A 21,006-nucleotide genomic window follows, 5' to 3' on the forward strand; every position below is an offset into this window, starting at 1 on the left:
GGAGGATATCGATTGAAACAGTCACAGCCAGTATTAACCATCGTCGTCCCGTGTTTCAATGAAGAGGAAGTGTTTCAAGAAACAAGCCATCAGCTGACAGAGGTTGTAGATGATTTAATTGAAGAAAAATTAATTGCTGAAGACAGTAAAATTCTGTTTGTCGATGATGGCAGCAAAGACCGCACTTGGGCTTTGATTGCTATGGAGAGCATAAGAAACAAGAAGGTTACCGGCTTAAAATTAGCCTGCAATGTCGGCCACCAAAAAGCGCTTTTAGCCGGATTGCATAAAGCGAAGAATAGGTCAGACTGCGTCATTTCGATCGATGCTGATCTTCAGGACGACATCTCTGTGATCCGGGATTTTATGCTGAAATATCATGAGGGCTGCGAGATCGTTTACGGTGTACGCCGGAGCAGAAAAACCGATACCTTTTTCAAGCGCACGACCGCGTTAGGGTTTTATCGTCTCATGAATAAACTTGGGATTAAATTAATTTATAATCATGCTGATTTTCGTTTAATGAATAAAAGGTCCCTTGAAGAGCTTGAGCGTTATCCGGAAGCGAATCTGTTTTTAAGAGGTATTGTCCCCATGATCGGCTTTAAATCGGCCGAAGTTTTGTATGACCGCAAGGAACGCTTTGCCGGCAAAACGAAATATCCGCTGAAAAAGATGCTATCCTTCGCTTTTAACGGGATTACTTCATTCAGTGTCGCACCAATTCGATTCTTTACGCTTTTAGGGTTTGTTTTGTTTTTCCTCAGCGCTGTGGCAGGGATTGGCGCGTTTATTCAAAAGCTGCTCGGCCATACGAATGCAGGCTGGGCGTCTCTTATCATATCCATTTGGTTTTTGGGCGGGCTGCAATTGATGGGAATTGGAATCATCGGAGAGTATATTGGAACGATTTTTTCTGAAGTGAAAAGACGGCCGAAATACGCGATTGATATTGATTTGTATAATGAACAGCTGAGCCCGCTTCAGCGCCAGGAAAAAGAGCGGTTAGAAAAAAAGTACAGTTAAACACGGAAAGAGCTGACTTCATTAGTCAGCTCTTTTTCTTCAACTGATGCAATATGGCGCTAAGCGGTTCGTCTTGCGGGTTGCGGTAAAAATCAAAAAATGGGCAGCCCTGCTTCTTAATTCGATCGATGACCGTATCAATTGTAAACAGAGCGGGTGTTAAAGATGATTGCACCTCATGCCAGTAGAGCGGGGCTGCAACAGTCCCAAGCTCATTTCCTCTCGTCGAATAGGGACAGATAATCGTTTTTCCTTCTGCATGCTGCAAATAATCAAGATACAATTTGCCGTGTCTGTTTTTAATCAAGCGTTCAGTGGTAAATAGCTCAGGAAACGCATTGGTGCAGTACTCTGCGATCAACTGCGTAAATTGGCGAGTTTCTTCATACGTAAATGCCTCGGGAGACAAGGGAATATAAAGCTGGATGCCTTTGTTGCCGGACAGCTTCGGGTACGATGTGATGCCAAAGGAATCCAACAGCCGCTTCAGTTCATTTGCGGCCTGCACGGCCATAAGAAAGTCATCTCGCGAAGGCGGATCTAAATCAATGACAATCTCAGCCGGACGCCTGCTTTTAATGGTTTGAAAAGGAACGTGAAATTCCAAAGCAAGCTGGTTGCAAAGCCAAAGCAATGTAGACATATCCTTGCAGACAATATGTTCATGGCTTCCATCATAGAAAGATTGAACAAAATCCGGCGCATAGTCCGGCTTGTTTTTTTGGAAAAATGATTCGCTCCTAGATCCATGCGGATAGCGGATGACGGTGACAGCACGGTTTTTCAGAAATGGGAACAGGTAGTCACTAACTTCAATCATATACTGAATAAAATCTTCTTTTGTTTTTTTATTCTTTTCAAATATGATTTTATCCAGGCTTGTAAACTGGAGTTTTGGGTGAACCGGTTTGGAGTGGCGTATGACTTGCGCATACGTGCATTCGGACCAGTCCATTTGGAATTCGAAACCGACAAACGATACCTCTCTTAATGTGCCTTGGAGAATTGTTAAGTATTGAACAGCTGCACAAATCGAAGGTTCAAGACTAAATTCGCCTGAGGGTGTTTGATGTCCGTGCTGTTCCATAATCTCGCGTATAGCGCTTTTTTCCTCATCGCGCATTCCGTGCGAGACAGAGGCAATCGGTGTCATTATTCCGTTTTTTAACACAGATACCGTCAGAAACCCGTTGTTAGGGTTGAACCCTGTTATGCAAACATAAGCTTGTTTAAAGTTTTTATATTTGAGCCAATCGGACGACCGCTTCTTTTCAAGCCATTTGCTGTTTGTTTTCTTCGCTACAATTCCTTCTCCGTCATATTTTATTACCATCTCCCAGAGTTGATCAAAATGATCATAACAGGGAATGGTTTGAATGGTTTCTTTTGCGTAAGGATCTGGAGATGCAGGAAGCTTTGCTGCGGATATGAGTTCACGCAGCGATTTTTTGCGGTCCAAATACGAAAGAAGCGTTACATCTTCTCCGCATCGCTCTAACAAATCAAAGGCGAGAAAGCAGCACGGCCGCGCGTTTGCCGATTCCTGAATCTTGTCTGGCCTTTTCAAACGCCCCCGCACTTGAAGGTGTTCAAAATCTGCACGACAGGGATTCACCAAACATACGATTTCACCGTCAAGTGTCAGCGGAAGCTCTTTTTCTAGGTGCTGAAAGGCAGTTTTGGCGAATTGTGTGATTTCAGGGAAGGTGCTGCTGAGCTCCACACCATTTCTGCTGGTTAAGGTCACACCTGAAGAATGGATGCGGAGAATACAGCGGTACCCATCATATTTTACTTCGTAACGCCATTCTGCTCCGATTGGCGGTGACGAAGTTAAGACCGGCTGCATGGTAAACGCCATGCGCTATGATGTGCCGGAGGCTTTTTTTCTAGTTGTTTTTTGTTTTTTATCTCCGGCTCCTTTCGGTTCAGCGGCTTGTGCAGGTGCGGCAGCCGGTGTCTCCCGGTTCGGCCTTCTGGTTCTGTCGATGCTGGCTTGCAGAGCGCTTACCAGGTCAATGACATCTTCACGAGGTGGCGCTTTATCAGGAGTGACAGCCGTTTCTTTATTTTCTAGCTTGTCGTTGACTCTTTGCAGCAGCGCCTGTCGGTACGTGTCTTCATATTTCTCAGGCTCAAACTCAGCAGTCAGTTCATCTATTAATGTGATAGCAGTTTGCAGTTCCTTATCGTTTACATTCGATTGATCAGGTACACCTGGGACATGAGCGGCGCTTCTGACCTCATCGGGATAATGGATAGACTCCATGACGATACAATTTTCATAAACACGGAGAATCGCCAGCTGCTGCTTTGACCTGATTGTCATATTGGCGATACCGATCTTTCCGGTTGAGCGCAGCGCCTCACGCAGCAGGGTATAGGCCTTCGTCCCATTATCCCCGGGGCCGACAAAGTAGGAGCGGTTAAAATAAATCGGATCAATTTCCTGAAGCTGAACAAAGTCAACAATCTCAACTGCTTTCTCCTCATGCTCCTGTTTTAAGCTTTTTAAATCTTCGTCTGTCAGCACTACATATTTTCCTTTTACATATTCATATCCCTTCACAATTTCATCAGGACTAAGAGTTTTTTCGCAATTTGTGCAAACTTTCTCGTATTTGATTGGTGCGTGATCCTCTTTATGGAGGCTGCGCAGTTTAATATCTTTATCTTCTGTGGCCGCATATAGCTTGATGGGGATGTTTACTAATCCGAAGCTGATCGATCCCTTCCACATTGTATGCATATCGATAAACCCCTTTTTTTCTTTAGTGTGAAGAGAAGGAGTACGATTCATGTGTAGTAACTTATGGGTGAAAAAAAGCCGGCGCTGTTATTGCGACGGCTGTTCAATAATGAATTGTTCGAATTGTTCCGGAGGTATTGGCCTGCTGAAAAAGAAGCCCTGCAAATGGTCGCAGCCTTTTTCAAAAAGAAGCTGCTTTTGAGCTGCATTTTCCACACCTTCGGCAATCACCTGCAAAGACAGCTGATGCCCCATGGCAATAATAGCTCCGGTAATTTGCTCTGATTTAGGATGGGTCTGAATATCGTCAATAAATGATTTGTCAATCTTCAGCCTGTGAATCGGGAAGTCCTTCAAATAGCTAAGGGAGCTGTGACCAGTACCGAAATCGTCAATACTGATTCTGATTCCTAATTCTGTAAGAGATGACAAAACCTTTTTGGAGTGATCGAGATTGTCCATTGTCATGCTTTCCGTCACCTCCACTTCAAGAAGCTGCGGAGGAAGCTGGTATTTATTAAGCGTATCCTTGATGAGGGGAATCAGATCTTCGGATTGGAACTGTCTGGCGGAAATATTAATGGCGACAGAAAGATCATAGCCTTTGTCGTGCCAAATCCTTGCCTGCTTGCATGCTTCATCTATAATCCACTTTCCGATATCAATAATAAGTCCCGTTTCTTCTGCGACACCGATGAATTCTCCGGGCGGACGCAGTTGCCCGTCTGGTGTCACAAGGCGTATCAGTGCTTCTGCTCCTGTCATTTTTTGTTTTTTTACACTGAATTGCGGCTGATAATGCAAGACAAATCTATCGTTTTCGATTGCTTCTCTGAGTACCATCTCTTGGTTAAGCTTGACGGTTTCTTTGTTGCCGATTGAAAAAGAATAGTATCTGTATTTGCTTTTGTTTCGTTCTTTAGCCGCATACATCGCCATATCAGCCTTTTTCATCAATTCAAGGCCATCCGTCCCGTCTTTTGGAGATATCGCAATCCCGATACTGACAGATGTGACAAGGGTGTGATCTTGAATTTTGAAAGGTTTTTTGAATATTTGGATAATTTTTCTTGCTAAAACATCTGCTTCGCCTGTTCCTGTATTGGCGTCTGTTAATATAATAATAAATTCATCACCGCCAAGACGGGCGATAAATCCGTTATCAGGGACTACAGATGACAAACGTTTAGCCGCAAACTGAAGCAGTTGATCCCCGACATTATGCCCTAATGCATCGTTAATCACTTTAAACCGGTTTAAGTCGAGAAAGAAAACAACGGTGTTATAATGCAAGGTATGCTCGCGATTCAGTACCTTTGTTAGATGAGAGATGGCATGTCTTCTGTTAGGTAAGTCTGTAAGCGAATCATAATGAGCCATTCTATGGATTTCTTTTTCTGCTTTGTACTGCTTCGTCATGTCTTTGCAAATGACATAAATGCTGTCCAGTTCTTGATTGACCTCAACAGGTATGAGAGTAATATTTAAGTGAAACTGGCCTTTTTCAGTGATAAGTTCGCCATCACTGTTCATCGCTTGTTTATCTTTTTTAACTTGCTCAAAAAGGCGCTTAATCTTCAGTGATGTGTAATTCCTCCAGTCATGCATGCTGAAGCCAAATTTGCTGATCATTTCCTCACCAGCGTGATTGGAAGATATTATGTTTCCTTCTAATGATAAAATAAAGATTGCATCAATATTGTGGACGATTAAAGACTGAAATCGCTGTTCGTTATCCTTTATGCGTTCGCTCTGTTTAATAAACTTTCGATCTGCATGGGAACTGAATAACAATAACGTTTGGATACAAAAAATAATTAAAGTAACAAAAATTGACCAATGAAACGTTTGCACCTCCATATGGCTTCCGGGCGGAGCCATGTCCTTATGGAAAGTTGCCGCAAGCATCCCTGTGTAGTGCATGCCCGAAATCCCAATGCCCATTACAATTGAACTGACGACTTTATAGAATATAAGATGCTCAGAATGTTTTTTTACGGCCAAGTCAAAGAATATTTTTAACGAGACGAAAGAGGCTGCAATCGCAATGATAATTGAAACTGTAAATAAAATCGGTTCGTAAATAATCATTACCCGGGAAATGGCAGACATTCCGATATAGTGCATAGAAGCAATAGATGCGCCAAGCACAACTGATCCGGTAAGCAGTCTGTAATATGTAAGAATGTGCCGGCTGACAAAATATAATGACACAAATGATCCCGAAACAGATGCGCCAATGGCTGCCAGTAAAGGCATGAATTCATATTCCATCGGCATTTCCATATGGACCGCCATCATCCCTACAAAATGCATTGACCAAATACCGAATCCCATAATAAGTGAGCCGCCGATCAGCCAAATTTTACTTTTTAAGCCTGTATTGATGGTGACTTTCCTTGAAAGTTCAAGGGAAATATACGAGGCGGTACAGGCGATAAGAAAAGATAAACATATGAGCGTCGTATTATATGTAACGTGTATTTCCAAATGGAGATTCCCCCAGTATCGTGTGTTCCAGTCTTGTTGACTCTCTTTATTATCGGCTGCTTAACCGCAGAGTTTCAGCCTTCAAAACGATAGAAATACGAGGGAGATCTATTTTTAGTTCAACTGACCGTGAAAAATGTGTTAAAATCATCTTGACGTTTTCCGAAAAAACAAAAATGTATGATACATAAACATGAAACAAGGGAGTTGGTGGCTATCGAAGAGCTGGTTATGTCATGGATAGAAGCATTTAAAAGCTTATCTTATTTTGGAATATTTCTAGCGCTCAGTATTGAGTTTATCCCGGCCGAAGTCGTCTTGCCGCTTGCGGGCTATTGGGTATCTAAAGGCGATATGACACTCGCCGGCGTTGTTTTGGCAGGATCGCTTGGGGGAGTGGCCGGTCCGCTTACGCTGTATTGGATAGGCCGGTACGGAGGAAGGCCGTTTCTTGAACGTTTTGGGAAGTATCTCTTTATTAAACCTGAAGCGCTTGATAAGTCAGATGAATTTTTCAAAAAACATGGAGGCTTTGTCGCCTTCAGCGGCCGTTTCTTGCCTGGCATCAGGACATTGATTTCCATACCGTGCGGAATTGCAAAAATGAATGTTTGGGTGTTTTCGCTTTATACATTCATTGCTATGCTTCCGATTACATTTGTATATGTTTATCTCGGTGTGAAGCTCGGTGAAAATTGGAAGGAAGTCGGCTCTATTCTTGATCAATATATGCTTCCGATCGGGATAGCCATTTTGGCGCTTTTCCTGCTCTACTTACTGATGAAAAAGAGGAAGAAACGCACGCACTCCGAACAATTATCTGTATTTTTGAAAAATAAACGTTGACAAATCATTGCGCTGCGCATATCATTGACGTATAAAATCATATTTCTTGAAATCCCAAAGGGGAGTAGCGTCCGGAATGTATTCCGGAAACAAAGTCGTCATTTCATGGATTGTATCCATCGGCTTTGTTGGCATGCCTGAATTCATGTCTAGCAAGACCTTTGCCTTATGTCGGCAAAGGTCTTTTTTGCATGGTCCGGCCGGCATAAGATCGGATGAAGAGAAAGAAAACAACTTTTTTGGGAGGGTATCATTTATGGATGCAGCATTATTATTAGAGTATGGTTGGGTTCTTCTCGTCTTGATCGGGCTGGAAGGGATTTTAGCCGCCGATAACGCGCTGGTTATGGCGGTAATGGTAAAACATTTGCCGGAGGAAAAAAGAAAAAAAGCGTTATTTTATGGATTGGCAGGGGCTTTTGTTCTGCGATTTGGCTCTTTATTTGCAATTTCTTTCTTGGTCAACGTATGGCAGGTTCAAGCGATTGGCGCGATCTATTTGCTGTATATCTCAGCAAGCCACTTATTGAAAAGATATGTATTTAAGAAAGAAGACACACATAAAGAGACGAAGCAAAGCGGTTTTTGGCCGACTGTTTTAAAAGTTGAGCTGGCAGATATCGCGTTTGCTGTTGATTCCATCTTAGCAGCAGTAGCGCTGGCGGTTACACTTCCTGGGACATCACTCCCGAAGATCGGCGGACTTGACGGAGGACAATTTCTCGTCATTTTGGCCGGCGGTATCATCGGACTGGTGATCATGCGGTTTGCGGCTTCCATGTTTGTGAAGTTATTAAAGGAACGTCCAAGCCTAGAAACAGCAGCCTTTGTGATTGTCGGCTGGGTCGGAGTGAAGCTTGCTTTATATACGCTTGCCCATCGCGACATAGCGGTTGTTTCTGAGCACTTTATTCATTCTGGAACATGGAAGCTGATATTCTGGGGTGTCTTAGCAGCAATCGCGGTTTGCGGCTGGTTTATGTCAGGTGGGAAAAAACAGCCGGAGGGCGCACAAAACGAACAAAGAAACAGCACCCGTGAACGGGCGTAATCTGAAAGACTCTGCTTAAAAGCAGAGTCTTTTTGTGTTTGAAGCGTTTTCATAAGCGAAATAAAATAACATTTTTATAACATCTTTGTTACAAAAAACACGCATAAAACCCCCTTAATTCTTTAGAAAGGCACGAAATCATGTATAGGACGTCAGAATGGTTTGTCATAATTGAGACATTGGAAATCAATATTTCTTTTTCTCCTTTGCGAATCCCTATCAAATTAGCTATCATTAATGAGTAGTTATAGGGAGGAACTGAGGTGAAACCAGTGCTTAGCCTTTTGTTTAAATTGGGAAAAAAGAAGCAAACACTTGAAAAAGCTGTTGAGAGTATACAAAAAGGCAATAAAGATCTGCAAAATGAATTAATACAGCAATATAAGCCATTTATCGCAAAGACGGTTTCATCCGTTTGTAAACGATATATAGATGAAAAAGACGATGAGTTCAGTATTGGACTGATCGCGTTTAATGAAGCTATAGAAAAATATTCACCTGAAAAAGGAAATTCTCTGCTCGCATTTGCTGAGCTTATTATAAAAAGAAAAGTCATTGATTACATTAGAAAAGAAGCCAGAAGCGCACAAAATATAAATATCGATTTACAGGAAGGAGACGATCAGGAGTCATCACAAAGCCTGATTGAAGCCGAGCTTTCCATTGATGAATACCGCCGTCAGATTGAACAGGAGCAGAGGCGGGAGGAAATCCTCTATTTTCAAAAGCAGCTCAAGGATTATGGTTTATCGTTTAAAGAACTGCTTGAAAATTCTCCAAAGCACACGGATGCAAGGCAAAACGCCATAAAGGTGGCAATGACGCTTGTTGAACATGAAGAATTGGCCGCTATCCTGTATACAAAGAAGCAGCTTCCGGTCAAACAGCTTGAACAGCTTGTCTCTGTAAGCCGAAAAACGATTGAGAGAAACAGAAAATATATTATTGCGATGTGTATTATCATTACGGGTGATTATATTTATTTAAAAGATTATCTTAAAGGGGTGCTGCACTCATGAGAAGAGGGATTATAGTAGAGAAAAATAAAAAATTCGTCACGTTGCTGACCCCTGACGGACAATTTTTAAAAGCCAAAAATGATCGACACAGCTATGAAATCGGAGAAGAAATCATGCTTCCGAGTGAAACACGCATGGGCAGAAGGGCCAGCTTTTTTGATTTTTTTAAACTGCGCCCTTTCAAAATGGGGATTTTTACGATGACTGCTATTATGCTCTTTATTTTTATAGTTCTCCCCGTTTTTTCTAATAATAAGGCCTATGCGTATATGACAATTGATATCAATCCAAGCGTCGAAATGGCGTTAAACAGCGATTATGAAGTGATTGAACTGACGCCTCTAAACGATGAGGGACAGAAAGTCGTGAATGATATAGATGATTGGGAGAAGACTGATTTTAAAAAGGTGATTGACGATATTATAACCGACTGCAGTGAACACGGGTATGTAAAGAAATCGAAAGAAATATTGATTTCCACTGTTTATGAAAACACAGAAGACAATACATATAAAAAGGCTGTGAAAAAACAGCTGAATGATGTGACTGAAAAATATAAAACGACATACCGCATGGAATCTCTCGAGTCAGATATGCAAACGAGGGAAAAAGCGAAGAAAGAAGGCGTCTCAACAGGCAGCTACATCAAATCAAATGAAAAGAATGACAATAAAGATTTAAAAGATGACTCCAGCAAACCATCCGGGGAAGAGGATCAAAAGAGTGATGAAAATGAGGATGAAAACACCGATCAAACTGACACCCAGGACAGCAAGCAAGGAGATAATGAACAGCTGAATGATGCGGATTCCGGAGACCAGAAAGAAGAGAAAGCGGATGACCAGATTGATGATAGTGACCAAGATAAAAAAATAAAGGAATCAGATGAAAATATAAATACCGAAAAAGATGGGGACCATGAGCAAACCCCAATACAAGATCCTCAAGATAAAGGAAATGAAAATAACGGCGCTGACAAGGGTCAAAGCCAATATCACAGGGACTGGAACAATGGTGAACAAGGCAAGAACCGTTCTTCGTCCAGAAGGGATAACGCTTCAGACCGACGTAATCCAAACGGCTACAGCAGTGATAATCATTCAGCTCAAAATGAAGATTCGCCGAGTGCCCCCGGCGAATAAAGACCTGAATTTATTTAGTTGTGCCATTTAATTGTGATTGTGCTTGCTGTACCAGCCGCTTTGTCATTTCTCCGCCTACAGAGCCGTTAGCGCGTGCGACTGTATCAGAACCAAGGTTCACACCGAATTCTTGAGCCACTTCGAGTTTAAATTGGTCTAGTGCCTGCTCCACCCCTGGAACAACGAGTTTATTTCTGCTCGCCATCTTTTTCATCTCCTTTTTCGATAAAGAAATTCTTAACGCGTATTTAGTTTGAAATATACGGGGTTTATTTATGCTGGCAATTGTTGTGGAGAAAAATAAAACCCCGGCCTCTAAGCCGAGGTGACGCAGACTATAGAATGTCTGCTGTCATTTTATGTGCGGTTGCCTGAATATGGAACGTCAAAATGGAGAGGACTGTAATGGCGATAATTTGTCTGATTTTAAGCCATTGGCTGTCATTCAGTTCTTCAAAACGGTGACGGAGACGCTCTGTCTCCTGTTCGGCGATCTCCTGCAGATTTGATTCTTTCATAGAAGGAGTATCTTGGTGATGGATGGCATCAAGCACATATGCGCAGCTTTCATAATAAGCAATCGGGCTGATGACATCATCAGATCTGTCTGAGATTGTGTTAAAGGCCACTTTTAAAATAGCCCGTATGTGTTCAAAGTCATAAATGGATTTTAAATCACGTACAATTAAAAGAATAACTGCCTGTTCAACTGAGTATTTTTTGCCCAGCTCAGGGTGTCCGATCAGATCTTTGATATCACGCTTTACCCAGTTTTGAATTGCGGTTGACTTTAACGAAGTCAGCTCGCATAAGTTGCCAAGCTCTACGATTTCATTTGTAGAAAGACCGTATTCTTTTTTCTGTTTTTTTCGTTCGTATCTTGTAAGAAATTCAGGAATTTCTAGATGATTGGCTGCTTTTTCTGCTGACATGTTCGCTGATTGGACGAGAATGTCGAGCGGGCTATGTTCTCCTTGTCCTTTTAGGGAATAGAGCAGCCGCACCATATCGGTTCGAGAGAGTTTAAAAATGTTCATTGTTCACCTCTTTAAACAATTTGACGCGGATATTGGTCTATGTATAAGTTCAAAATTCAAGCGTCAGCAAATTACATTAACATCATACGTCGAATTCCTTGCATTTTCAAATGGATGTTTTATAATTTAAATATACGGGTTCTTTCGAACTTAAAATAACGGAGGTTGTTATGGCGAAAAGAATTTTTCTGTTTATTCTAACGAATATTTTGGTGCTTACAACAATCGGGATCGTTTTGTCTGTTTTAAGCTCTGTTACAGGAGTCGGGACGTACTTTACAGCTGATGGCGGTATCGATCCAATGGCGCTTCTTGTGTTCAGTTTAGTCGTTGGATTTGTCGGTTCCTTTACGTCTCTTGCAATGTCCAGATGGATGGCAAAGACGATGATGGGCGTCAGAGTGCTGAATCCGAAAAAACACTCGCTCAGCTATGAGGAACAGCAATTGGTTGATCGTGTTCACAGATTAAGCCGCTCTGCCGGTTTAACGAAAATGCCGGAAGTAGGGATTTACCGTTCACCTGAAGTAAACGCGTTTGCGACTGGACCGTCAAAACGCCGTTCACTTGTCGCAGTATCGTCAGGGCTGCTGGAGCAGATGGATGACGCAGCGGTTGAAGGTGTGCTTGCCCACGAGGTCGCGCATATCACAAATGGTGATATGGTAACGATGACGCTTTTGCAAGGTATCGTTAATACCTTTGTCGTCTTTTTATCGCGTATCGCCGCTTGGATAGCAAGCCGTTTTGTCAAAGAAGATCTAGCGCCGATCGTTCATTTTATTGCAATGATTATTTTTCAGATTGTCTTTTCGATACTTGGCAGCCTGGTTGTGTTTGCGTATTCACGCCATCGTGAATTCCATGCTGACAGGGGAGGAGCGGATCTTGCCGGCAAGGACAAGATGATTCATGCGCTGCGGACGCTTAAAAGTTATTCTTCCCGGATTATGGAAGACGATCAGACAGCTGTCCAAACGTTAAAGATTAATGGCAAGAAGCGCTCTTCGCTTTTCTCTACTCATCCTGATTTAGATGAGCGAATCAGGCGGCTGGAAGCTAAATAATACAAACACATTGTTCCTCTGAGAGAATTCTCAGAGGTTTTTTATTTTATCCATTGACTAAAATCATAAAAAAATAAGCAAGTTAAGAAAATGTTTCGTAAAAGCCTTTAAAAATGGACCTAATATCTTTAGAATAATTACCGTACTTAAAAAGAGAGGCAGAAGGATTTTACATGAGATTAAAGTTTGGAAAATTGATACAGGCCTTGTCACCGGCCCAGCTGATCGCATTATATTATTTTCTTGCAGTTACTGTGGCCGTTATATTGCTGAGTTTGCCGGCGGCCCATAAACCGGGGGCGGATTGGACGTTTATTGATGCGCTTTTTACAGCTGTCAGTTCAGTCAGTGTAACGGGGCTGACAGTTGTTGATACAGCTGATACATTCAGCACAATAGGGATTTTTATATTAGCATTTGTTCTGCAATTTGGCGGAATCGGAATTATGACGCTCGGAACGTTCATTTGGCTGATCATGGGAAAACGAATCGGGCTGAAAGAACGGAAGCTGATTATGGTTGATCAAAACCAATCCCAGTTTTCAGGAATTGTCAATCTGATGAAGCAGGTACTGTTTCTGATCTTGTGGATTGAATTTTTTGGCGGGCTGATTCTCGGCACATATTTCTTAACCTACTATGACTCCTATCAGGAAGCTTATTTACACGGATTTTTTGCCAGTATCAGTGCAACGACAAACGGCGGATTTGATATTACCGGTAATTCGATGATTCCTTTTCGCCACGATTACTTTGTGCAGTTTATTACAATGCTTTTAATTATATTTGGAGCGATTGGATTTCCCGTGCTTGTTGAAGTAAAGGATTTCCTGTTTTCAAAGCATCGGCGTTATCCATTTACGCTTTTTACAAAGATCACGACGATTACATTCGGCTCACTTGTCTTGTTTGGAGCCATTGGCATCTTTGCCCTGGAAGCAAACCATGCGTTTGCAGGAAAATCATGGCATGATATTTTGTTTTTGTCCCTGTTTCAATCAACGGCAACCCGAAGCGGGGGACTGGCAACAATCGATATCAGCCAATTATCAGATTCCACACTCTTTTTTATTTGTGCGCTGATGTTTATCGGAGCGTCGCCAAGCTCAGTCGGGGGAGGCATACGGACAACGACTTTTGCTTTGAACCTTCTTGCGCTGTTTCATTTTGCCCGCGGCAATAAGGCCGTAAAGGTATTCAAACGGGAGCTTCACCCTGCTGACTTGATGAAGTCGCTTGTTGTCACGATGATGGCGATCCTGCTCGTTTTTGGCGCGACACTCATTCTGACCATTACAGAAAAACATTCCCTGCTGGAGCTTTTGTTTGAAGTGTGCTCGGCATTCGGTACAACCGGCCTGTCGCTTGGAATTACGGCAGATTTGAGCAGTGTTGGAAAATGCGTCATTATGATTGTCATGTTTATCGGGCGAATCGGCATCCTAACCTTCCTGTATCTGATCGGAAGAAAGGAAATTGAAGCGAACTATCACTATCCGAAAGAAAGAGTGATTATCGGATAGGCAAAACACCGCATACTTTGCGGTGTTTTTTGATTGCCAAAAAAAAGATGTGTGCCTCCTGTTCAGTTGGAGAACCTAACTTCGACAGGTGCAATTTACGCTCCTGCATCTTAAAATGTCTGAAACCTGGCGAGGAGGATTCGTATGAAGCGTAAAGCTGAAGTGAATGAAGCCATTAAAAATAACAATACACCTACCGAGAGCATGGACCCCAATTCATATAAGACACAATATCATGACGACCCCAATTTTAGAGGGGCAAACCGCAATTCCAAACAGGGCCAGCAGGGAGGCATGTAGTTGTGAAGAAAAACCGTCATAGCAGAGACATGCAAAATCATAAAAAGCCTATGAATAAAAAGGTGCTGGAGGAAGAGTTCTCAAGTGAACTTGGGGATTACAATGCCGGGAAGATCATCGAAACGCTGGAAGTCACCAAGCCTGAAAAGAAAAAAGAAAAAAACAAAAATAAAAAACAAAAATAAAAAAGACCTCTTAGGCGGCGTCCGCTTAAGAGGTGCTTTTTCTATTTTAAATAAGCATTTTTGCCCGTTCCTCTGACAAATTGCAATAAGCTGGTCATCCTCAGCTCAATGAAGGGCTGAGCGACTGTCTTAACAAAGTTGCTGGAGAGGACTGATGTCAGGGCTGCTGTTAAAAGCAAGAGGATCACTAAGCTTTGATAGTCAGTAAGCCAATCCTCAAGCCCGACCTGTCGTAATGTCTTAATAATAAACCCGTGAAGCAGATACACGTAAAATGTCCGGGTTCCCCATTTGGTAAAGAAATACCGTTTTTGCGGAACAAGCGCTAAAAAGCTGAAGGTTGCCGCAAAGGCGAGTACATACCAGCCGATTCGGGATAGTCCGCTTACCAGGGTAACGTCTCCAAATGAAGAATACGGTTTTGAACCAAACAGAAAAGAATAGTCAAAATCGATGCCCCAGCAGATGACGAATACTGCGGCAAGCACTCCGAGCGCAATTTGTTTGCCGCGTTTTGATCTCAATAAATCAAAATGATGTTTATTTAAATAAAAACCGACAAGGAACATCGGTAAGAATACGAATGTCCGTGACAAGCTCAGCGTGCTGCTGACAAAGTCCAGATAACCGATCAGCACGGCGATTCCGCAGCTGACAAACAGCGCCCACTGCTTTGAAAGCTTTGAAAAAGGATATAGGAGCAGGTTCCAAAAGAATAAGCTTACAAGAAACCATAACGACCATTGCGGATCAATCGGGTTCACATTTGCCATGCTTTCATCTTGCATAATGTAATAAAAGACGGAATAAATGATTTGGAAAATCAAATACGGAATAATCAGCTTGACCGCCAGCTTTTTTACATATCCCGCCCGTTTAAAGCCTTTCGCGAAATAACCGGATACAAGAATAAATGCAGGCATATGGAATGTGTAAATGAACTTGTAGAGGTAGAGCATAAAATGATTATCATTAATAAAGGAACGAAGGATATGACCGAATACAACAAGGAATATCAATAGAAATTTTGCGTTATCGAAATAACTGTCCCGCGATTTACTCATAGCATCACCTTCTCTTTCATCAGTCACTAAGAGATTATTCCCTGCTGGTACATATTTTAAAATAAAAGATGAAAAAGGAATCTAAAAAAATGCTGATTGTTAGGTCGATGTAAAGTGATGGTAAGGATCGTAGAAAATGTCTTCGTAATGTAATGGCGCTGAAATTTTCTGAAATTTATAGGGCAAATGAAGGAAGTTCCCGCATTTTGTAGAAATATTGAGGGATAGGTTTTGAAGAAGGAGTGTACATGCATGGAAACTCTTGGTGTCCAGACAAACTCGGAGCTGCGAGAGGAACTGAATCGCCTCAAAGAAGAAAACGCGCGACTGAAAAAGGAATTGAATCAGCATCAAGTGATTGTCAACAATACGCTCGATGCTATTTTTATTTGTGATAACGAAATGCGGATTGTTCAGGCAAATGAAGCAACAGAAAGGATGCTTCAAGTTGACTCGGAAGATTTGAAAAAGCGTTCTGTTTTGGATTTTTTGTTTTCAATCCCAAAGGATGAACTGAATCTTTCCGTAAAGAAGTTTTTTAAAAAAGGCTTTCTGTGGAAGGAGGTTCCGATCAGGCTTGATTGCGGGGCAACAAAATACATAGAGTTTCTGGCCAAAAGAGGCATTGGTGAGGATTTCTTTTTTGTTGTCATGAGGGACATATCTTCTAAGAAGATTCTGGAGCGGGAATTCTCTATGAATGAACAGCTTTTTAAGGACTTGTTTGACAGAGCAGTTGACGGAATCGTCCTGTTTGATAAAGATGGCGGTTTTATTGATGCCAATTTGTCCTTTTGTAAAAGCTTTGAAATCAATCATAATGAGCTGTCTCATTTATCGTTGTATGAGTTCATAGACAGCGGCTCACGTAAAGATTTCGACAATATCTGGAAGGCGCTCAACCGCAAGGGAAAAGCGAAGGGGGAGCTGCCTGTCAAGCTTCGTTCAGGAGTTCAAAAACTATTTGAATTCACGATTACATCAAACATCATCAGCGGTTTTTATATGTCCATTATGAGGGATATCACAGAGAAGCGGTCTATGGAGCTGCAGCTCTTTAAAAGTGAGGAGCGCTTCAGAGAAATCTTTGAAAATGCAATGGACGCCATCATCATCTGGTCGAATGACGGAAGAATCGTAAAAGCGAATCAATCAGCCTGTAAAATTTTTGAGCTGCCGATGAATTTGCTGTTGAAAAGAAAGCTGTGTGATTTTCTCGTTGACTCGCAGCAGAAATACAGCATAACGAAAAGGAAATACGCAAAATACGGAGAGATCAGAGAAGAGCTGCTGTTTCAAATGGGGAACGGGCAATTCAAAGAGCTTGAATTTACTTCAAAACGGACAATCCTTGAAAATCAGCATTTGACGATCTTAAGAAATGTAAGCGACAGAAAGCGGATGGAAAAGGAGCTTCGGGAAAGCGAGCTGAAATTCAGAAAAGTGTTCAACGGCTCAATGGACGGCAATGTATTGTTCGACAATCAATACAGGATCATTGACGCCAACCCGTTAGCAAGCCATATTTTGGGACTGTCACATGAAGAGATCAAACAGCACAGCCTGTTAGATATTATTTCTGCTTATGAAATAGAAAATCTGGCATCACCGGCAAGGCAGATTAATTTTGATGAAATGGACAACGAAATTCCATTTTTGCTGAGCAGCGGTGATAACAGAAAACTCGAATTCTCATTTAAACGGAATATTATTCAAAATATGAACTTGGCTATCTTTAAAGACGTAACAGAGCGAAAAGAATTGGAGGAACGCCTGCGCAAATCAGATACCCTTCATGTTGTCGGCGAACTCGCAGCCGGCATTGCTCATGAAATCAGAAATCCGATGACTGCTCTTAAAGGCTTCATTCAGCTTCTGAAAGGGAGTGTCGAGGGAGACTACGCCCTTTACTTCAACGTGATCACCTCAGAACTAAAGCGCATCGAATCCATCATCACCGAATTCTTGATTTTAGCCAAGCCCCAGGCCATTATGTATGAGGAAAAACATGTTACCCAAATTATGAGGGACACGATAGACCTTCTAAATGCGCAAGCCAATCTCAGCAATGTACAAATGCAACTTGATTTAATTGACGACATTCCCCCGATTTACTGTGAACCGAATCAGCTGAAACAGGTTTTTATCAATATATTAAAAAACGCCATCGAAGTGATGCCTGACGGCGGAAATATTTTTGTAACGATAAAGGCATTGGATCAAGATCATGTTCTTATCTCCTTAAAAGACGAGGGAATCGGAATGACAGAAGATAAATTAAAGCGGCTTGGTGAACCGTTTTATACGACAAAGGAACGGGGAACTGGACTTGGGCTTATGGTAAGCTATAAAATTATTGAAGAACATCAAGGCGAGATTATGGTAGAAAGTGAAGAAGGGAAGGGCACCGTTTTTCATATTACGCTTCCTGTCAGACAGAATGCTGAAGAAAGAAGGAATGATGAATGAACTACTATACGACAGCCGAGACGCCGCTCGGTGAACTTATCATTGCCGAAGAGGAGGACCGGATCACTCGTCTATTTCTCAGTCAGGAAGATTGGGTGGATTGGAAAGAAACGGTTCAGAATACTGAGCACAAGGAAACACCTAATCTTGCAGAAGCGAAACAACAGCTTCAAGAATATTTCGCAGGCGAAAGGAAGACATTCTCCCTGCCGCTCAGCCAAAAGGGCACTCCTTTTCAGCAAAAAGTGTGGCAGGCGCTGGAGAGGATTCCATATGGCGAATCCCGAAGCTATGCGGATATTGCCGCTGCGGTCGGCAGTCCGAAAGCGGTGCGCGCTGTCGGGCAGGCTAATAAACGTAACGACCTGCCGATTTTTGTCCCGTGCCACAGAGTGATCGGCAAAAACAGTGCGTTAACAGGATACGCCGGAAGCAAAACGGAGATCAAAGCATTTTTGCTAAACATCGAGCGAATCTCCTATAAAGAAAAATAAAACATATGGCACGTTCCCTTTTTTTCACGGCCGACATATCATTTTATTAAGTTAAAAAAGTTGGTCTGGTGAAAAAGGAGGACAAAGCAATTGAAGCCGAGCCGCTCTGAGAAACTTGCTGTTTTTGCCGAACTGTTTGTGAAACTGCATATCTTATCAAGCGCTCAAAAAGATGAAATCATCAATGTTAACAAAAAGAAACAAAAAAACCGCTGACTCGGCTCCAAATGAGCAAAGTCCAGCGGTTTTTTAATGCACCTTTTCTCCTCTAAACAGCTGTTCAATCTCTTCTTCATAGTTTCCGGTCATAATCCCTTTTTCTGTGATGATTCCTGAAATGAGATCATGAGGTGTAATGTCGAAAGCGGGATTAAAGACAGGCACATTGGATGGAGCGGTCCGAACTCCGGAAATCTGCCTGACTTCCTCGGGATCTCGTTCCTCTATCGGGATATCAGCGCCGCATTTGACCTTTGTATCAAATGTAGATAAAGGTGCGGCGACAAAAAACGGAATATCAAAGGCGTTTGCTAAAATAGCAAGACCGTATGTGCCGATTTTATTTGCCGTATCACCGTTCTTTGCAATTCGGTCGGCTCCGACGATAACAGCGGAAATTTGTTTTTCCTTCATCGTATGGGCAGCCATGCTGTCTGTGATCAGAGTGACATCAATGCCCCCCTGCATCAGCTCCCAAGCAGTAAGGCGTGAACCTTGCAGGACAGGCCTTGTTTCACAGGCATAAATGTGTAATCCCAAATCTTTTTGTTTGGCCAAGTAAAACGGAGCTAGCGCCGTTCCATAGCGGCTTGTCGCGATTGAGCCGGCATTGCAGATTGTCATGATCCTGTCGCCTTTTTTGAAAAGCTGCAGGGCGTTTTGGCCGATCAACCGGCACGTTTCCTCATCCTCAACCTGAATCTGAATGGCTTCATGGACAAGGTTTGTTTTTGCTTCATTTACGGAAATCGCGTTTGCGACCGAATGACTCAGTCTCTCAAGCGCCCATGACAAATTAATGGCGGTAGGCCGTGAGCTGTTTAAATATTGTTTGATGTCTTCCAGTCTGCGGCGGAATTCCGTGACATTATCTGTTTCAATGTTTTTGGCAGCAAGCGCCAGTCCGAAGGCAGCCGTAATGCCGATCGCCGGAGCGCCCCTTACTTTGAGCGTGACAATCGCATCAAATACATCCTCTTTCGTCGTCAGCTCCAAATATTCCGTCTCATCAGGAAGCTTTTGCTGATTTAAAATGGTAATAGCTGTTTCTTTCCATTCAACAGAACGTGGAACAGCAAATGAATGGGTCATGAATGGATCATTCCTTTACAAGTAACTTAAATAATTCAATAACATCTGTTATCGTTTTGAATTCCGAACGTTTTTCGATAAAGGCTGTGCCGGTTTCGAGCGCCAGGCGTTTTCTGCCAATTCGTTTATCAAACGGCACGATCGTATCCAGGTCAGCTACGTGGGCAAGGCCGATCGTGCGTCGTATCAGCTCACAGCCCGCAAATCCGATTGCTTCTTCAAAAATATGGCTGAGCGTATCAGTGAGGTAACCGTCGATGTTGGCGTAAACATCCAGACTGTCCTTCTGCCAGGCTTCACTAAACGTCTCTTCAAACGTTTCCCAGACCTGGTTGACATGTTCATATAACGGCTCTCTGTCAGCCCCGTCACGGCTGAGTGCGTTCAAAAATAAGTTGGCGATAAATTGCCCTACATCAAAGCCGATCGGTCCGTAAAAAGCAAACTCAGGATCAATCACCTTTGTTTCGTGCTCACTTGCGAAAATGCTTCCTGTATGCAAATCACCATGAATCAACGTTTCTGCAGACGTTAAAAATGACTTTTTCAGCTTAGCGGCTTCGATTTTAACGCTGTCATTATTCCAAAGCTTTTCGACAAAAGGACGAAGCTCTTCTTCAAAATCATTTGTGTCATGGTCGAAGAAAGGATCTGTAAAAACAAGTCTTTCCGTAATGTCGCATAGCTCTGGATTTGTAAACTGTTTAACAAGCTGTTTTTTCACCTTAGGTTCAAGCGCGTAATCTGATGAGTAGAAAAGTGTTTTTCCTAAAAATTCACCGATGTGCTGCGACAGATGAGGATAGTTTTCACCCTCAATGAGTCCTTTTCTTGCGATCTTGAGGTGAGAGAGATCCTCCATGACGGTAACGGCCATTTCCGTATCAGAATAAAACACTCTTGGAACCAGGTGAGGCACATGCTCGCCCTGACGGATGAGAGCGCTGCTTTCGATTCTTGCACGGTCGATTGTCAGCGGCCAGCTTTCTCCCACCACTTTTGCATACGGAACCGCCTGTTTAATGATCAATGCTCTGTCATGTTCTTGATCATAAATATGAAAAACGTAATTTAAGTTGCCGTCTCCGATCTCCTGGCATGTCAGCGTGCTTTTGCTTGGAAAAAGGCCAAGCTTCACCGCCAACGCCACAGCGGAGCTTTCATTTAACGTTTCGTATAAAGGTGTTTTTGTGACTCCCATCATCATAACCTCCAATTATGTAATCACTTAAT

At 42.5% G+C, this 21,006-nt stretch carries 20 protein-coding genes; 12 read left to right on the top strand and 8 right to left on the bottom strand.

Translation table 11 applies throughout. From position 1 onward, the window contains the following. Positions 1-12 precede the first annotated feature (12 nt). Entirely contained in the window at positions 13-1,026 is a 1,014-nt protein-coding gene (locus NST79_RS07435; RefSeq protein WP_003245533.1) for a glycosyltransferase family 2 protein, read from the top strand. A gap of 25 nt (positions 1,027-1,051) precedes the next feature. Here NST79_RS07435 and NST79_RS07440 read toward each other — a convergent pair whose 3' ends face one another. From NST79_RS07440 to NST79_RS07450, 3 genes are read right to left on the bottom strand one after another with little or no spacing between them, the layout of a single operon-like run. Then, positions 1,052-2,887 (bottom strand): DNA ligase D, encoded by a 1,836-nt coding sequence (locus NST79_RS07440; protein WP_212059223.1) that lies wholly within the window; start codon positions 2,885-2,887, stop codon positions 1,052-1,054. A 3-nt stretch (positions 2,888-2,890) separates the two neighbouring features. Next, on the bottom strand, positions 2,891-3,826 hold the full coding sequence (locus NST79_RS07445) for a Ku protein (protein ID WP_003232529.1): 936 nt from the start codon (positions 3,824-3,826) through the stop codon (positions 2,891-2,893). Between the two features lie 36 nt (positions 3,827-3,862). Next, positions 3,863-6,265 (bottom strand): EAL domain-containing protein, encoded by a 2,403-nt coding sequence (locus NST79_RS07450; protein WP_212059225.1) that lies wholly within the window; start codon positions 6,263-6,265, stop codon positions 3,863-3,865. A 180-nt stretch (positions 6,266-6,445) separates the two neighbouring features. Between NST79_RS07450 and NST79_RS07455 the strand changes: the two genes are divergently transcribed. The 4 genes from NST79_RS07455 (at position 6,446) to rsgI (ending at position 10,323) form a co-directional block, all read left to right on the top strand. Continuing rightward, entirely contained in the window at positions 6,446-7,111 is a 666-nt protein-coding gene (locus tag NST79_RS07455; RefSeq protein ID WP_026113618.1) for a DedA family protein, read from the top strand. 76 nt (positions 7,112-7,187) lie between these two features. Beyond that, positions 7,188-8,162, top strand: a complete 975-nt coding sequence (locus tag NST79_RS07460) for a TerC family protein (RefSeq protein ID WP_014479617.1) — start codon at positions 7,188-7,190, stop codon at positions 8,160-8,162. 263 nt (positions 8,163-8,425) lie between these two features. Then, positions 8,426-9,181: an RNA polymerase sigma factor SigI gene (gene sigI / locus NST79_RS07465; RefSeq protein ID WP_003245855.1), complete on the top strand. Its 756-nt coding sequence runs from the start codon at positions 8,426-8,428 to the stop codon at positions 9,179-9,181. Then, positions 9,178-10,323 carry an anti-sigma-I factor RsgI gene (rsgI, locus tag NST79_RS07470; protein ID WP_069322552.1) on the top strand — a complete coding sequence of 382 codons (1,146 nt, stop codon included), beginning with the start codon at positions 9,178-9,180 and terminating at the stop codon, positions 10,321-10,323. Before sigI ends, rsgI begins: the two co-directional genes overlap by 4 nt. Positions 10,324-10,333: 10 nt before the next feature. On the opposite strand, the gene sspD is transcribed toward rsgI, so the two are convergent. Both sspD and htpK read right to left on the bottom strand, forming a co-directional pair. Further along, positions 10,334-10,528, bottom strand: a complete 195-nt coding sequence (sspD, locus tag NST79_RS07475) for an acid-soluble spore protein SspD (RefSeq protein WP_003218568.1) — start codon at positions 10,526-10,528, stop codon at positions 10,334-10,336. 130 nt (positions 10,529-10,658) lie between these two features. Continuing rightward, complete coding sequence (gene htpK, locus NST79_RS07480) at positions 10,659-11,360, bottom strand: transcriptional regulator HtpK (protein ID WP_015252224.1); 702 nt, start codon at positions 11,358-11,360, stop codon at positions 10,659-10,661. Between the two features lie 170 nt (positions 11,361-11,530). Here htpK and htpX point away from each other — a divergent pair, with 170 nt between their 5' ends. The 4 genes from htpX to NST79_RS07500 all read left to right on the top strand — a co-directional run bounded on the left by htpX (position 11,531) and on the right by NST79_RS07500 (position 14,435). Beyond that, positions 11,531-12,427: a protease HtpX gene (gene htpX / locus NST79_RS07485; protein ID WP_003232513.1), complete on the top strand. Its 897-nt coding sequence runs from the start codon at positions 11,531-11,533 to the stop codon at positions 12,425-12,427. Between the two features lie 173 nt (positions 12,428-12,600). After that, positions 12,601-13,950: a Ktr system potassium transporter KtrD gene (gene ktrD, locus NST79_RS07490; protein ID WP_003244672.1), complete on the top strand. Its 1,350-nt coding sequence runs from the start codon at positions 12,601-12,603 to the stop codon at positions 13,948-13,950. Positions 13,951-14,094: 144 nt separating this feature from the next. Beyond that, the gene (locus NST79_RS07495) at positions 14,095-14,250 is read left to right on the top strand and encodes a hypothetical protein (RefSeq protein WP_003232510.1); all 156 of its coding nucleotides are present in this window, start codon (positions 14,095-14,097) and stop codon (positions 14,248-14,250) included. A gap of 2 nt (positions 14,251-14,252) precedes the next feature. Then, on the top strand, positions 14,253-14,435 hold the full coding sequence (locus NST79_RS07500) for a hypothetical protein (RefSeq protein ID WP_015715779.1): 183 nt from the start codon (positions 14,253-14,255) through the stop codon (positions 14,433-14,435). Positions 14,436-14,476: 41 nt separating this feature from the next. Here the strand turns inward: NST79_RS07500 and NST79_RS07505 are convergent, their stop codons facing one another. After that, on the bottom strand, positions 14,477-15,499 hold the full coding sequence (locus NST79_RS07505) for an acyltransferase family protein (protein WP_153255971.1): 1,023 nt from the start codon (positions 15,497-15,499) through the stop codon (positions 14,477-14,479). 252 nt (positions 15,500-15,751) lie between these two features. Between NST79_RS07505 and kinE the strand changes: the two genes are divergently transcribed. The 3 genes from kinE (at position 15,752) to NST79_RS07520 (ending at position 18,678) form a co-directional block, all read left to right on the top strand. Next, positions 15,752-17,968 (top strand): sporulation two-component system sensor histidine kinase KinE, encoded by a 2,217-nt coding sequence (gene kinE / locus NST79_RS07510; RefSeq protein ID WP_003232504.1) that lies wholly within the window; start codon positions 15,752-15,754, stop codon positions 17,966-17,968. Beyond that, complete coding sequence (gene ogt, locus NST79_RS07515; protein WP_003232502.1) at positions 17,965-18,462, top strand: methylated-DNA--protein-cysteine methyltransferase; 498 nt, start codon at positions 17,965-17,967, stop codon at positions 18,460-18,462. Before kinE ends, ogt begins: the two co-directional genes overlap by 4 nt. 90 nt (positions 18,463-18,552) lie before the next feature. Further along, positions 18,553-18,678 (top strand): hypothetical protein, encoded by a 126-nt coding sequence (locus NST79_RS07520; RefSeq protein ID WP_003232500.1) that lies wholly within the window; start codon positions 18,553-18,555, stop codon positions 18,676-18,678. A 33-nt stretch (positions 18,679-18,711) separates the two neighbouring features. On the opposite strand, the gene mtnA is transcribed toward NST79_RS07520, so the two are convergent. Together mtnA and mtnK are read right to left on the bottom strand one after the other, a co-directional pair. Next, entirely contained in the window at positions 18,712-19,773 is a 1,062-nt protein-coding gene (mtnA, locus tag NST79_RS07525; RefSeq protein ID WP_046380979.1) for an S-methyl-5-thioribose-1-phosphate isomerase, read from the bottom strand. Between the two features lie 7 nt (positions 19,774-19,780). Continuing rightward, positions 19,781-20,974, bottom strand: coding sequence for an S-methyl-5-thioribose kinase (mtnK, locus tag NST79_RS07530; protein ID WP_003244973.1), 1,194 nt, complete (start codon positions 20,972-20,974; stop codon positions 19,781-19,783). Between the last annotated feature and the right edge of the window lie 32 nt (positions 20,975-21,006).

This window comes from Bacillus sp. PS196 (genome assembly GCF_037963555.1).
GTDB lineage: Bacteria > Bacillota > Bacilli > Bacillales > Bacillaceae > Bacillus > Bacillus subtilis.